This window comes from Pseudomonas sp. GW822-FHT02E03 (assembly GCF_058802325.1).
Genome location: NZ_JBXAOA010000005.1, coordinates 76,092 through 88,834, shown reverse-complemented (window position 1 = coordinate 88,834; position 12,743 = coordinate 76,092). Strand labels below are relative to the sequence as shown.

Below are 12,743 nucleotides of genomic sequence, written 5' to 3'. Positions count from 1 at the left end.
GCGTCCCAGAAGCGGACGCAGAGCGTCCATTGATTCATTCCCACGCAGAGCGTGGGAACGATCAAGTGTCAGCCAAAGCGATAAATATCCATCCCCAGCGCCCCCATGGTGAAACCCTGGTGCGCAATGCTGAACTCACCCCCAGCCGCACGGGCAAAGTACAGTGGCAGCAGATGCTCGTCACTCGGATGGCTGCGCACAGCATTAGGAGCTTGCTGACGATAGTCGTGCAACGCGGCTTCGTCGTTCGCTTCGAGTTTCTCGATCATCCAGTCGCGGAACGCCTTGGCCCAGTGTTCGACGCTTTCCGGGCCGGCGTGCCAGTCCAGTTCGCGCAGGTTGTGGGTGATGCTGCCGGAGCCGATCAACAGCACGCCGTGCTCGCGCAGGCTGGCCAAGGCATGGCCGACGCGGGTTTGCAGGGCGGGGCCGCCACGGGTGGGCAGCGAGACCTGCACCACCGGGATATCAGCTCGCGGATACATCAACGACAAGGGTACCCAGACGCCATGATCGAGCGGTCGCTGGGGGTCGATGCGTGCGGGCAGGCTATCGGCCTTCAGCAGCTCGACCACCTCCGCCGCCAGTTGCGGATTGCCCGGGACCGGGTATTGCACCTCGAACAAGGCCTGCGGAAAGCCGCCGAAGTCGTGCCAGGTTTCAGGCTGAGGGTTGCCGCTGACCAGCAGTTCACTGCTTTCCCAGTGCGCGGAAACTATCACGATGGCTTTGGGTTTCGGCAATGCGGCGGCCAGGCGCGCGAGGGCCGGCCCGCTGGCGCCCGGTTCCAGGGCTAGCATCGGAGAGCCATGAGAGATATACAGGCTGGGAAACATGAATGAGCTCCTGAGAGTAAGATGGCACCATCTTCAGTCAGATCATTGATCTAAATCTAATATAAGTTTTAGGGTCTTTTGATCGAATTTTTCGGGGTTAATTATGCAGCCGGAGTTTTGGCACAAACGATGGGCGTCGAATCAGATCGGCTTTCATCTGCCGGAAGTGAATCCTCATCTGCAACGGTTCTGGCCAGCGTTGAGCCTGGAAGAGGGCGCTCGCGTGCTGGTGCCGCTGTGTGGGAAAAGCCTGGATCTGTTGTGGCTGGCGCACCAAGGTCATGAGGTCTTGGGGATTGAGCTGTCGGAAAAGGCCGTGGAGGATTTCTTCAGTGAGCATCAATTTGACCCGGATGTCAGTGAGCAGGGGCCGTTCAAGGTCTACCGTGCCGGTTCAATCGAGTTGTGGTGTGGCGATTTCTTTGAGTTGACGGCAGGCGATGTGGCCGACTGCAGCGGTTTGTACGACCGCGCGGCATTGATTGCCCTGCCGCCGGCGATGCGTGAGCAATACGCGGCTCATTTGATTCGCATTCTGCCGAAGGATTCTCTGGGGCTGTTGATTACCCTGGATTACGATCAGGCGCAGATGGACGGGCCGCCGTTTGCGGTGCTGGATGATGAAGTGCAACGGTTGTTCGGCGATGTGTGGGCGCTGAAGATTCTGGAAGACCAGGACGTCCTGGGTGAGAGCTGGAAGTTTCTCGAGGCCGGAGTCACGCGGCTGGAGGAGCGAGTCTATCGGGTTGCCAGCCGATAGATATGTGGCGGTTGTACCGGCCTCTTCGCGGGCAAGCCTCGCTCCTACAGATCTTGTGTCGTTCACATAATCGGCGAATAACACAAAACCTGTAGGAGCGAGGCTTGCCCGCGAAGAGGCCCTGAAGAGCACCGCACTAATCAAACAAACAAAAAAAGGCCCGCATCGCGCTGCGGGCCTTTTCTTTTGGTGCGGAGCCTGTCAGCCCCGACGACGCAATGCGTCAATGCGCTCTTCCAGCGGCGGGTGGCTCATGAACATACGGGCGAACCCTTGTTTGAGGCCACCGTTGATGCCGAAGGCATTCAGCGTGTCCGGCATGTGCACTGGCAGCCCTTGTTCTGCACGCAGACGCTGCAGGGCACCGATCATTGCGCTGGTACCCGCCAGGCGTGCGCCGGCATCATCGGCCCGGAATTCGCGTTTGCGCGAGAACCACATGACAATGGCGCTGGCCAGGATGCCCAGAACCAGTTCGGCGAAGATGGTCGCTACGTAGTAGGCGATACCTTGACCTTCTTCGTTCTTGAAGATCACCTTGTCGACAAAGTTACCGATGATCCGGGCGAAGAACATCACGAAGGTGTTCACCACGCCCTGGATCAACGCCAGGGTAACCATGTCGCCATTGGCCACGTGGCCGATTTCGTGGGCCAGAACGGCTTTCACTTCATCCGGCGAGAAACGCTCGAGCAAGCCCTGGCTGACCGCGACCAGTGCGTCGTTCTTGTTCCAGCCGGTGGCGAAGGCGTTGGCTTCATAGGCCGGGAAAATCCCGACTTCGGGCATCTTGATCCCGGCTTCGCGGGACAATTGCTCGACGGTTTGCAGCAGCCATTGCTCGTGCCGGGTGCGCGGCTGGCTGATGATCTGGGTGCTGGTGCTCATTTTCGCCATCCACTTGGAGATGAACAGCGAGAACAGGGAGCCGGCGAAACCAAAGACCGCACAGAAAATCAGCAGCTGATTGAGGTTGAGATCAACCCCATTGGCCGCCATGAACCCGTTGAAGCCGAAAAGGCTCAGGGTGATGCTGGCAATCAGCACGACCGCCAGGTTAGTGGCCAAAAACAGCAAAATGCGCATCATGGTTGTAGAAATCTCCTCGTGCTAAAGATGTAGCGTACTGCGGGGTATATAAGGTGCTGCACCGGGCTATTCAACCGAGTGACTATTTCAAACTGTGTCCTACAACAACAGTCTAGCGGCTTGAAGGGCATTTCCGATGTCGGCATGGGAAACGGTTGTCAGCCAATTAGCGTCGCAGGCCCCCGCAGTTGTTAGGCGCGGGCATGAAACGTGTCGTCCGTCAGCGCTTGAAACAACGATACAGGGTAGGGTGCACAGATGTGTTGCTGAATTAATCACCGTGCGACTTTAACCCGCGTCGCACGGTGACAGGCCACTTACTGGCGATAGGATTTGAGGAAGTTACCGATCCGGCCGATTGCCTGATCCAGGTCGTCGAGTCGTGGCAGGGTGACCACACGGAAGTGGTCCGGCCATGGCCAGTTGAAGGCCGTGCCTTGTACCACCAGCAGCTTCTCCGAGAGCAGCAGATCGAGCACGAATTTCTCGTCGTTGTGGATCGGGCAGACTTTCGGATCGATCCGCGGGAACGCATACAGCGCGCCCATCGGCTTGACGCAGCTAACGCCCGGAATGTCGTTCAGCAGCTCCCAGGTACGGTTGCGCTGTTCCAGCAGACGCCCTTGCGGCAGCACCAGATCGTTGATGCTCTGATAGCCGCCCAGCGCGGTCTGGATGGCGTGCTGGCTCGGCACGTTGGCACACAGGCGCATGTTGGCCAGCATGTCGATGCCTTCGATGTAGCTCTGTGCATGGTGTTTCGGACCGGAAATGGCGATCCAGCCGGAACGGAAGCCGGCCACGCGATAGGACTTGGACAGGCCGTTGAAGGTCAGGCACAGCAAGTCCGGCGCCAGTGAGGCGGTGCAGATGTGTACGGCATCGTCGTACAGGATCTTGTCGTAGATCTCGTCGGAGAACACCACCAGATTGTGCTGGCGGGCCAGTTCCAGCATGCCCAGCAGCACTTCCTTCGAGTACACCGCACCGGTCGGGTTATTCGGGTTGATGATAACCAGCGCTTTGGTGTTCGGGGTGATCTTGGCCTTGATGTCGGCCAGGTCCGGCCACCAGTTGGCCTGCTCGTCGCACAGGTAATGCACCGGGTTGCCGCCCGCCAGGCTTACTGCGGCAGTCCACAGCGGATAGTCGGGGGCCGGCACCAGCACTTCGTCGCCGTTGTTGAGCAGGGCCTGCATCGACATCACGATCAGCTCGGAAACGCCGTTGCCCAGGTAGATGTCTTCGATGCCGACGCCTTCCACCTGCTTTTGCTGGTAGTACTGCATCACGGCCTTGCGGGCGCTGAACAGGCCCTTGGAGTCGCTGTAGCCCTGGGCGGTCGGCAGGTTGCGGATCACGTCCTGAAGGATTTCATCCGGCGCTTCGAAACCAAAGGGCGCCGGGTTGCCGATGTTCAGCTTGAGGATGCGATGGCCTTCCTCTTCCAGGCGTTTGGCGTGCTTGAGCACTGGGCCGCGAATGTCGTAGCAGACGTTGGCGAGCTTGTTCGATTTGCTGACCTGCATGGCGATGTGTTCCCGAAAATGAACGATCCAGGCGGCGTATGAACGACCGTACTGGGAATCCTGCGTATTCACACAGGCCTGGCACCTTGAGTGGCGGCACTCATAAATCCGTTTGAATGCACGTGGTCTGGCTGCCAGACTGGCGTTTGACGAGGCGCAATCATACGTGCCGCCCGATCCGTGGAAAAGGTACAGATCGGGCTTTTTCAGCTGCTGAGGTGTAACAATGGAAAAGTTGGAAAAAACCCTGGAAGAATGGCGTGAAATGCTCGATCCGGAGCAGTACAACGTTTGCCGCCTCAAGGGCACCGAACGGCCATTCTCCGGCAAATACAACGGCACCAAAACCGACGGTGTCTACCACTGCATCTGCTGTAACGCGCCGCTGTTCGACTCAAAGACCAAATTCGATTCCGGCTGCGGCTGGCCGAGCTTCTACGCGCCGATCGGCGACAGCGCGATGGTCGAGATCCGTGATGTCAGCCACGGCATGATCCGCACCGAAGTGGTCTGCGCCAAGTGCGATGCGCACCTTGGGCATGTGTTCCCGGATGGTCCGCCGCCCACTGGTCTGCGTTACTGCATCAACTCGGTGTGCCTGGACCTGGTTCCCCGCGAGTAAGGCGAGCCCCGTAGGAGCGAAGCTTGCTCGCGAAGGCGTCTTGGCATTCAGCACTGATGTTGACTGGCCCGGCGCCTTCGCGAGCAAGCTTCGCTCCTACAGATGAACGGCGTTCAATATTTTAAATTGCACACAATTCAATTGCTCGCTATGTTTGGTCTTTGTTCTTCCACTCGGAGTTCGTGCCATGAGCGACAACCTGCTGAGCATCCCTTGCACCACCATCAAGGGCGAGCAAAAGACCCTGGCCGATTTCGCCGGCAAAGCAGTGCTGGTGGTCAACACCGCCAGTAAATGCGGGTTCACCCCGCAATACAAAGGTCTCGAAGAGTTGTGGCAGACCTACAAGGATCAAGGCCTGGTGGTGCTCGGCTTTCCCTGCAATCAGTTCGGCAAGCAAGAGCCGGGCAACGAGGGGGCGATTTCCGAGTTCTGCGAGTTGAACTACGGGGTGAGCTTCCCGCTGTTCAAGAAGATTGAAGTGAATGGTGCCGGCGCCCATCCACTGTTCGTTCAGCTGAAAAAACGCGCACCGGGCGTGCTGGGATCCCAGGGCATCAAGTGGAACTTCACCAAGTTCCTGATCGGCAAGGACGGCAAGTTGGTCAAGCGCTTTGCTCCGGCGACCAAGCCGCAGGACCTGAGCCGCGAGATCGAAGCCCTGCTCAAATGAATACGTTGTCAGTTGATTCACTGAAGCTCGACAGTCAGCTCTGCTTCAAGCTGTATGCCGCATCGCGGGCGGTGATCCGTGCCTACAAGCCTATGCTCGATCAGTTGGGCCTGACTTACCCGCAATACCTGGCGATGCTGGTGTTGTGGGAATGGCAGGAGACGGCGCCAGAGCAGCCGACGGTCAAGGCCCTGGGTGAGCGCCTGGCGCTGGACTCTGGAACCTTGACGCCGCTGCTCAAGCGCCTTGAGCAACTGCAACTGGTGCAGCGTCAGCGTTCGGCGCGAGATGAGCGTGAGGTGCACTTGAGCCTGTCGCCCGCCGGCAAGGCTTTGCGCGATCAGGTCGGGCCGCTCAAGGCCCGGCTGTTATGCGATAGCGGCGTCGATCTGGATCGCCTGAATGATCTGCGCGATGGCCTCGATCACCTGCTGGGGCAAATCAAAGCGCTGTCGTAGTGGGTATCCACAAGTCGAGCAGGGCGGCCAGTTCCTCCCTGCGAAAAGGCTTGGCCAGGTAGTCACTCATGCCCGCCGCACGGCAGCGTTCACGCTCTTCGGACATGGCGTTGGCGGTCAGGGCGACGATGGGCAGCTGTGGCCAGCGCCCGCTGCGACGAATCTGCCGACTGGCTTCATAGCCATCCATCACCGGCATGTTGCAGTCCATCAGCACCAGATCGAATTCGCTCTGCTCAAGCTGATCCAGCGCTTCGCCGCCGTGGGCCGCGACACTCACCTCGCAACCGAGTTTTCCGAGCATGCCCTTGGCCACCAACTGATTGACCGGGTTGTCTTCCACCAGCAGGATGCGTCCGCGTCGCAGGGGTGAGATGGCTTCGATCCGCGCCCCGTTGATGGTGGTGAGTTCCGGCTGCAATATCCGCCGCAATGTCTGGTAAAGCGCATTGCGCGCCAGAGGTCGCGCCTGTTGCTGCAAGGGCGCGAGGGCGTTGACTTGGTCGCTGGGCAGGAAACTGCCGTAGGCGGTCACCAGCAGAATCGGCGCGGTGAAGGTAGGGCGCAGGCCAAACAGGCATTCGGGGCAGTCGGTGATCAGCACATCCGGCTTCAGCCCGATCAACCGGTCATCGATGGAACGCTGCTGATAGTCGAGGCCCCAGCTGGGCAGCAGACTGTGCAGCAGTTCCGCCAGACCGCTGCTGGCGGCGGTGATCGCGACGATGTTGCCCCGCAGTGCGGCCGGGGAAATGGCCCTGGTATGGCAGGGCAGGGGCAGGTCGGCGCAGAACTGGCTGCCGAAGCCCGCTTCCGAGCTGATCGTCAGACGCCCTTGCATGGCTTCGCAGAGGCTATAAGTCAGCGCCAGGCCCAACCCGGTGCCGCCAAATTGCCGGGTAATACCGGCTCCGGCCTGGGTGAAGGGCTGGAAGATTTTGACCTGCGCATCCTGGGCGATGCCGATGCCCGTGTCGCAGACTTCGATTCGCACACCGTCTTCGAACGTTGAAAGACGCACATCGACCCGTCCGAAACGGGTGAACTTGAGGGCGTTGGACAACAGGTTGCTGACGATCTGCCGGACCCGGGTCGGATCACCGAGCACCAGTGCGGGAAATTGCGGGTCGATCAGGCATGCCAGCTCGACACTGGGCGCGGCGTTCTGGGACAGCAGGTTGGCGGTGTCTTCGATCAGCGAACCAAGGTCGAACGGAATGTGTTCGAGTTCGAGCTGGCCGGCATCGAACTTCGACAGGTCGAGAATATCGTTGAGCAGTTCCACCAGCACTTTGCCCGAGTCATGGGCGATGGACAGCTGTTGTTGCTGCTCGGCATTGAGCGGGCCGTCCAGCGAGAGCGCGATCATCCCCAACAGACCGTTGAGGGGCGTGCGGATTTCATGACTCATGTTGGCCAGGAATACCGAACGCGCTTCGGCCATGTCCAGGGCAGTGCTGCGGGCGACCTCCAGCTCCTCGTTCGATTGGCTGAGGCGGGAATTGATCGCCTTGAGTTCCGCGGTGCGGGCCGAGACGATGTTTTCCAGTTGCGAGAGGTAGTCGGTCAGGCGGTTTTCGGCGTTTCGCCGTTGCTGGATTTCAGTGGCTATGTTTTCAAACTGCTGGTTGGCGACCTTGACCAAGACCCCGATTTCATCGTTTTCATGCCCCGTCGGACACTCCAGCAACGTCGGTTCCGCGCTGCGCGGATCACGGCCACTGAGTTCGCGGATAACCCGCACCAGCGGTTTGGTCAGCATCACATAAAACAGCGCCAGCAGAATGCCCGTGAGAATCAGGCTGCGCGCGAAGCCGTTGAGCAGGGTCACTTCGGCCCGGCGCAGGAAACGACTGCCAAAGGTGTAGGTATCGACTTCCAGTTGCAAGGTCCCGAGGGATTCGTCGGGCAAGTGGTCGAGGTAAAGGCGGTCTGCGAACTGCCGGTTGGCGCCGAACAGGAAGTCGCTGATCATCCGGTCACTGTTTTCCAGGCCCGGACGTTTGACGCTGGCCAACACGGTACTGTTGTTGTCGGTCAATTGCGCGCCGATGATTGCCGGGGAGCGCAACAGACCCAGGGCCAGTTCCTGAGCAAGTTCGGCATCGATGTTGTAGGCGATGCGAGATGCGGGGTTATGGCTGATTTCCAGCAAGGACAGTATTTCGCGGTTGATGGAGGCGTCTTCGCTGGCATAATCGATGCCTATTTGCAGCAGGCTGAGCAGCGTGCCCAGAATGAATCCAGCCAGCACCGTAAGCCTGGCTTGTTTGTATGACAGCCGGTGGCTGAACTTGATATCCATGGGATGTTGAACCACTTCCGTTTCCCTTCGCTGCTCAAGCATAGTCGATCATCAATGGATACCGATGTTCTGGCAAAACACTTGTAGGGGTATAGACGCTGTGTTTCGTCGCTGTATCGCCATCATTACCTTGAACGTGCCCGAGGAGAAGACGTGGATTCCCGATTGAATGCTTTTCTTGAACGCGCCGATGCCGTTTTGGCCCGCATCGAGCCGCTGCTCCCTGCGCCTCGGCAAGCCATCGACTGGACGCACTGCCTGGCCGCACGCTGGCAGCGCGAGGGGCGCAGCGGTTTTCTGTTGCCGCTGCAAGTCAGCCTGGACACGCGTTTGTCCGACCTGATCGGCGTTGACCGGCAACTGGAGCAACTGGGCCGCAACACCCGCCAGTTCCTCGACGGCATGCCGGCCAACCATGCTTTGCTCTGGGGTTCGCGAGGCACCGGTAAATCGTCGCTGGTGCGCGCCTTGCTGTCCGAACATGCCAAGAGCGGCCTGCGGCTGATCGAGATCGAACGCGATCATCTGGCGGACTTGCCGCGCGTGGTCGAGCAGATCGCCAAGTTGCCTCAGCGCTTTGTGCTGTTTTGCGATGACCTGTCGTTCGATTCGGGCGAGGGCGATTACCGCGTGCTCAAGAGCGTGCTCGATGGTTCTCTCGAACAGGCGCCAGATAACGTTCTGCTGTACGCCACCTCCAACCGTCGCCATCTGGTGCCGGAAAAGGAAAGCGATAACGAGAACTGGAAAAGGGTCGATGGCGAACTCCATCCCAGTGAGGCGGTGGAAGACAAGATCGCGCTGTCGGACCGTTTTGGCCTGTGGCTGTCGTTCTATCCGTTTACTCAGGAGCATTTCCTCAACGTCGTCGAACACTGGATCGGCCAATTGGCCGACAAGGCCGGCCTTGAGTGGCAGCGTGACGAAGAGCTGGACATCCTCGCAGTGCGCTGGGCCACGGGCCGGGGCAATCGCAACGGACGTTGCGCGTATCAATTTGCCCGCTATTGGGTCGGGCTGAAGCTGCTGGAGCACAAGGCATGATCGATTTACAAAAGAGCGGCCAGGGCCTGGAGGGCTACGGCATGCTGTGGGCGCAGCTGGAATCACTGCTGGCAGACGAGCGTGATTTTATCGCCAATGCCGCACAATTTTCGGCGTTTCTGTTCAACCAGCTCGATGACCTGAACTGGGCAGGTTTCTACCTTAATCGCAATGAAGAACTGGTGCTTGGCCCGTTTCAGGGGCAGATCGCCTGTGTACGGATTCCGTTCGGTCGCGGTGTGTGCGGGGCGGCAGCGGCCACCTTGCAGACTCAACGGGTCGAAGATGTACATGCGTTCCCCGGGCACATCGCGTGCGACAGTGCCTCGAACAGTGAGCTGGTGGTGCCGCTGGTCAAGGACGGTCGACTGATCGGTGTGCTGGACCTCGACAGCCCGAAACTTGCACGTTTTACCGCTGAAGATCAGGCCGGTATCGAGCAACTGGCAGCGATTTTCCTGCGTCTGACTGACTGCTGATCAGGTCTTCAAGCCGGCCTTGATCAACAGGCTTGACGGGTCGACCGCATCAATCTGTCGTGGGTCGAGAAAACGGTTGGCATACTGCAAGTAGACTTCGTCGTTGATGAACAGCCCGAACAACTCAGCGTCAATGTGGGCGTCACGGCACATGGTGGCCATGATGCCCAGCGCTTCGCTCAAGGACTTGGCTTTCTTGTAGGGGCGATCGGCGGCGGTCAGCGCTTCGAAAATATCGGCAATCGCCATCATCCGCGCCGGCAAGCTCATGTCTTCGCGCTTCAACCGTTTGGGATAACCGGTGCCGTCCATTTTTTCGTGGTGGCCACCGGCGATCTCCGCGATGTTACTGAGGTGGCCGGGGAAGGGCAGGTGACTGAGCATCAGTATCGTCTGCACCATGTGGTGATTGATGATGTAACGCTCCTCGCGAGTCAGGGTGCCTCGGGTGATGCTCAGGTTGTAGAGCTCGCCCCGGTTGTACTTGTAGCGTGGCACGTCAAGCTTGAATCCCCACGGATTGTCGGCCGGAATCAGTTCACTGTCGGCGCGTTCGAGCAAGTGTTCGGGTTTATCCGCCAGCAGCGGCTCGCTGACCGGCAGAGTCGGCGGCGGGGTCCGTGCCTGACGACGGTTCTCTTCCCACGAAACCCCCAGTCGATCGTCCAGGGTTCGGGTCCAGGTGCGTTTGGCGATGGTGTTCAGGCGTTGCAGATCGGCCTCGGCCATGGCCTCGCTGCCAAGATTGCAGCGGGCAATGAACGCGAAATCATCATCCAGCGCCGCCAGGTTGGCATGGCGTAATTGCGTCAGAGGCTGCTCGTCACCCCCTAGGGCGATGGCCTGCCAATAGTTGATCCAGGCATCACGCTTGAGCACTTCGAACCGTGTGCGGATTTCGTGGATGCGGTCGTTCAGGGTCTCAAGCTTCGTGGCTTTGTCGACCACGTATTCAGGCGTGGTGATCTTGCCGCAATCATGCAGCCAGGCAGCGATGTGCAGGGCTTCCCACTCATCGTCGGTGGGCCGATAGCTGCTGAAGGCCGGGGCCTGACTGGCTGCGGCCGCCTGCGCCAGCATCAGCGTCAGTGCCGGCACCCGTTGGCAATGACCGCCGGTATAGGGACTTTTGGCATCGATCGCGCCAGCCAGCAGTTGAATAAAAGAGTCCAGCAGCTGCTTCTGTTTGGCTTGCAGGCGCTGACTTTCGATACTCACGGCGGCGGCACCGGAAACCGCCTGGAGAAACGCGATGCGGTCCGGGCGAAGTTTTTCCAGGTCGTCTTGCGTGCCGCTGTCGGCCAGCAGCAGGACCAGAAGCCCGACGGTTTCGTTATGACGATTGTGCAGCCGGATACCGATCAGATGAACCCGTGGGCACTCCAGTGCGAGCAAAACCTTCTGCAAATCTCCCGCCTCTTCGAACCCCAGGCTGGTGACGACATTGTCGGCGTTCGACAATTTCTGCATCCATTGAGGGCTCTGCGGATCCTGAGGCGTGTGTCCTTGAATGGCGAATGACGGCAACGCCTGTGAGTTGCCATGGATGACCAGCGCATGAGGCTCCACGCGATCGTCATCACTTTCCCGCAGGTAGAGCAGACCGGCCTGGGCCTGGCCGATTTTCACGGTTTCAAACAACACCCGTTGCAGCAACGGGGCGAAACGGGTCTCGGCGCTCAGGCTGTCGGTGATCTGGAAAAAACTCGCCAGGGTGTCTTTCATGCGCGCCATCGACACGCTCAGTTGGTCGACTTCAAGCACCGGCGAGCGACGGGAGGCGGGAAAGTTGAAATCGAAACTGCGAATCGCATCGGCTTCCTGCACCAGGGCGTGCAAGGGTTTGACCAGGATTCTCGAGGTCAGCCAACCCATCGGCAGGCACAACAGCAGCGTCGCCAGGGTAATCAACGCGCCTTGCCAGCGTATGCGGTAGGCATCGACGAGCAATTCGTCCTCCGGCACCAGTAGCGCCAGTTGCAGTCCCTGCGGGCCACCCTCCTGGATGCTGCTGCGCGCCACGATCCATTGACGGCCCGCGGTGTTCAAGCGATTGACCTCGGAGGGGCTGGTGAGCAGAGCCGCGAGCGTGGGGCTCAGATCGGCGGCTTTGATCAACCGGGCGGTCTGATCGTCGACGATCAGCTTGCTGCTGTCGGGGTAAGCGATGGCATTGCCCTGGGCATCGAACAGCACAATTTCGGTACTGGGGGTCACCACATGTTCGGCCAGGGTCGCGGACAGTTCAGCCAGCGTGAGGTCGGCCCCCATCACTGCATGCTCGCCACTGCGCCGGGCCAGTGTGGTGCCGACGTTGTGGGTGGAGAAAAAAAGGTAGGGCTCGGTGGTGATCTGATCGTGGTTGCCAAGGGCGCTGGAGAACCAGGCGCGGGTACGGGGATCGTAGGTCTCGTCGGGGTTGTCCTGGCGGCTGACAAGGGCCAGGTTCTGATCGAAGAACAATGATTGGGAGCGGATCTGGCCGGCGCCTGGGTGTTCGATGCTCCACACCTGATACGTCGCCGTGGCCGGTGCCTTGACCTGTGTTTTCAGGGTGACGGTACGCAGGGGGCGAACCATGAAGAAGTCGCCATTGGCGTAGCCCAGGTACAGCGAGGCCAGATCGGGATTGTCCTTGAGCGATTGGCTGAAGGGCTTGAGCAACGCCAGGCGTTGCTCAAGGTCAGGCGCCTGGGTCGCCGGGTTGTCCGCCAGCAGGTTGAGCAGATGACGAATCGGCTGATAGGTGCGGTGCAGGTCCAGACGGACATCCTGCTCGATGCGGTTGAAGAGTTTTTCGCTGCTGGAAAGGATGATATGGGTGGTTTGCCCATAGTTGAAAATACCCAGTACCACCCCGGTCAGTAACAACAGGAAGGTGAACATCACGCTGATATGGATGTGCAGAGGAAACCGGCGTTGATCCGGGCGCAGTGGGCTGGGCATTG

General features: G+C 59.5%; 11 protein-coding genes. 6 read left to right on the top strand and 5 right to left on the bottom strand.

Annotation, left to right across the window (positions count from 1 at the left end; genetic code table 11):
• Positions 1–68: 68 nt before the first annotated feature.
• Positions 69–836: a DODA-type extradiol aromatic ring-opening family dioxygenase gene (locus tag AC1RQB_RS05700; protein WP_063341083.1), complete on the bottom strand. Its 768-nt coding sequence runs from the start codon at positions 834–836 to the stop codon at positions 69–71.
• 103 nt (positions 837–939) lie between these two features.
• On the opposite strand from AC1RQB_RS05700, the gene AC1RQB_RS05695 reads away from it, so the two are divergent.
• A complete protein-coding gene (locus AC1RQB_RS05695) occupies positions 940–1,596 on the top strand; it encodes a thiopurine S-methyltransferase (RefSeq protein WP_007899902.1) in 657 nt (218 codons plus the stop codon).
• 201 nt (positions 1,597–1,797) lie between these two features.
• On the opposite strand, the gene htpX is transcribed toward AC1RQB_RS05695, so the two are convergent.
• Together htpX and AC1RQB_RS05685 are read right to left on the bottom strand one after the other, a co-directional pair.
• Entirely contained in the window at positions 1,798–2,685 is an 888-nt protein-coding gene (htpX, locus tag AC1RQB_RS05690) for a protease HtpX (protein WP_008075669.1), read from the bottom strand.
• 317 nt (positions 2,686–3,002) lie between these two features.
• Positions 3,003–4,214 carry a pyridoxal phosphate-dependent aminotransferase gene (locus AC1RQB_RS05685; RefSeq protein WP_008009397.1) on the bottom strand — a complete coding sequence of 404 codons (1,212 nt, stop codon included), beginning with the start codon at positions 4,212–4,214 and terminating at the stop codon, positions 3,003–3,005.
• 226 nt (positions 4,215–4,440) lie between these two features.
• On the opposite strand from AC1RQB_RS05685, the gene msrB reads away from it, so the two are divergent.
• The 3 genes from msrB (at position 4,441) to AC1RQB_RS05670 (ending at position 5,967) form a co-directional block, all read left to right on the top strand.
• The gene (msrB, locus tag AC1RQB_RS05680) at positions 4,441–4,836 is read left to right on the top strand and encodes a peptide-methionine (R)-S-oxide reductase MsrB (protein WP_007895036.1); all 396 of its coding nucleotides are present in this window, start codon (positions 4,441–4,443) and stop codon (positions 4,834–4,836) included.
• Between the two features lie 187 nt (positions 4,837–5,023).
• Entirely contained in the window at positions 5,024–5,509 is a 486-nt protein-coding gene (locus AC1RQB_RS05675; RefSeq protein WP_008075665.1) for a glutathione peroxidase, read from the top strand.
• Complete coding sequence (locus AC1RQB_RS05670) at positions 5,506–5,967, top strand: MarR family winged helix-turn-helix transcriptional regulator (RefSeq protein WP_007895038.1); 462 nt, start codon at positions 5,506–5,508, stop codon at positions 5,965–5,967. Before AC1RQB_RS05675 ends, AC1RQB_RS05670 begins: the two co-directional genes overlap by 4 nt.
• On the opposite strand, the gene AC1RQB_RS05665 is transcribed toward AC1RQB_RS05670, so the two are convergent.
• Positions 5,951–8,272, bottom strand: coding sequence for a hybrid sensor histidine kinase/response regulator (locus AC1RQB_RS05665; protein WP_063341082.1), 2,322 nt, complete (start codon positions 8,270–8,272; stop codon positions 5,951–5,953). The genes AC1RQB_RS05670 and AC1RQB_RS05665 overlap by 17 nt on opposite strands.
• A 153-nt stretch (positions 8,273–8,425) precedes the next feature.
• On the opposite strand from AC1RQB_RS05665, the gene AC1RQB_RS05660 reads away from it, so the two are divergent.
• Together AC1RQB_RS05660 and AC1RQB_RS05655 are read left to right on the top strand one after the other, a co-directional pair.
• Positions 8,426–9,316, top strand: coding sequence for an ATP-binding protein (locus AC1RQB_RS05660; protein WP_008075660.1), 891 nt, complete (start codon positions 8,426–8,428; stop codon positions 9,314–9,316).
• Positions 9,313–9,795, top strand: coding sequence for a GAF domain-containing protein (locus AC1RQB_RS05655; protein ID WP_008075659.1), 483 nt, complete (start codon positions 9,313–9,315; stop codon positions 9,793–9,795). Before AC1RQB_RS05660 ends, AC1RQB_RS05655 begins: the two co-directional genes overlap by 4 nt.
• On the opposite strand, the gene AC1RQB_RS05650 is transcribed toward AC1RQB_RS05655, so the two are convergent.
• Positions 9,796–12,741: an HD domain-containing phosphohydrolase gene (locus tag AC1RQB_RS05650; protein WP_063341081.1), complete on the bottom strand. Its 2,946-nt coding sequence runs from the start codon at positions 12,739–12,741 to the stop codon at positions 9,796–9,798.
• Positions 12,742–12,743: the final 2 nt, after the last annotated feature.

Bases quoted from the DNA above. Each gene is read 5' to 3' on its own strand.
- AC1RQB_RS05685 (WP_008009397.1), bottom strand. From the start codon at position 4,214: ATGCAGGTCAGCAAATCGAACAAGCTCGCCAACGTCTGCTACGACATT.
- AC1RQB_RS05695 (WP_007899902.1), top strand. From the start codon at position 940: ATGCAGCCGGAGTTTTGGCACAAACGATGGGCGTCGAATCAGATCGGC.
- AC1RQB_RS05650 (WP_063341081.1), bottom strand. From the start codon at position 12,741: ATGCCCAGCCCACTGCGCCCGGATCAACGCCGGTTTCCTCTGCACATC.
- htpX (WP_008075669.1), bottom strand. From the start codon at position 2,685: ATGATGCGCATTTTGCTGTTTTTGGCCACTAACCTGGCGGTCGTGCTG.
- AC1RQB_RS05670 (WP_007895038.1), top strand. From the start codon at position 5,506: ATGAATACGTTGTCAGTTGATTCACTGAAGCTCGACAGTCAGCTCTGC.
- AC1RQB_RS05665 (WP_063341082.1), bottom strand. From the start codon at position 8,272: ATGGATATCAAGTTCAGCCACCGGCTGTCATACAAACAAGCCAGGCTT.
- AC1RQB_RS05655 (WP_008075659.1), top strand. From the start codon at position 9,313: ATGATCGATTTACAAAAGAGCGGCCAGGGCCTGGAGGGCTACGGCATG.
- msrB (WP_007895036.1), top strand. From the start codon at position 4,441: ATGGAAAAGTTGGAAAAAACCCTGGAAGAATGGCGTGAAATGCTCGAT.
- AC1RQB_RS05675 (WP_008075665.1), top strand. From the start codon at position 5,024: ATGAGCGACAACCTGCTGAGCATCCCTTGCACCACCATCAAGGGCGAG.
- AC1RQB_RS05700 (WP_063341083.1), bottom strand. From the start codon at position 836: ATGTTTCCCAGCCTGTATATCTCTCATGGCTCTCCGATGCTAGCCCTG.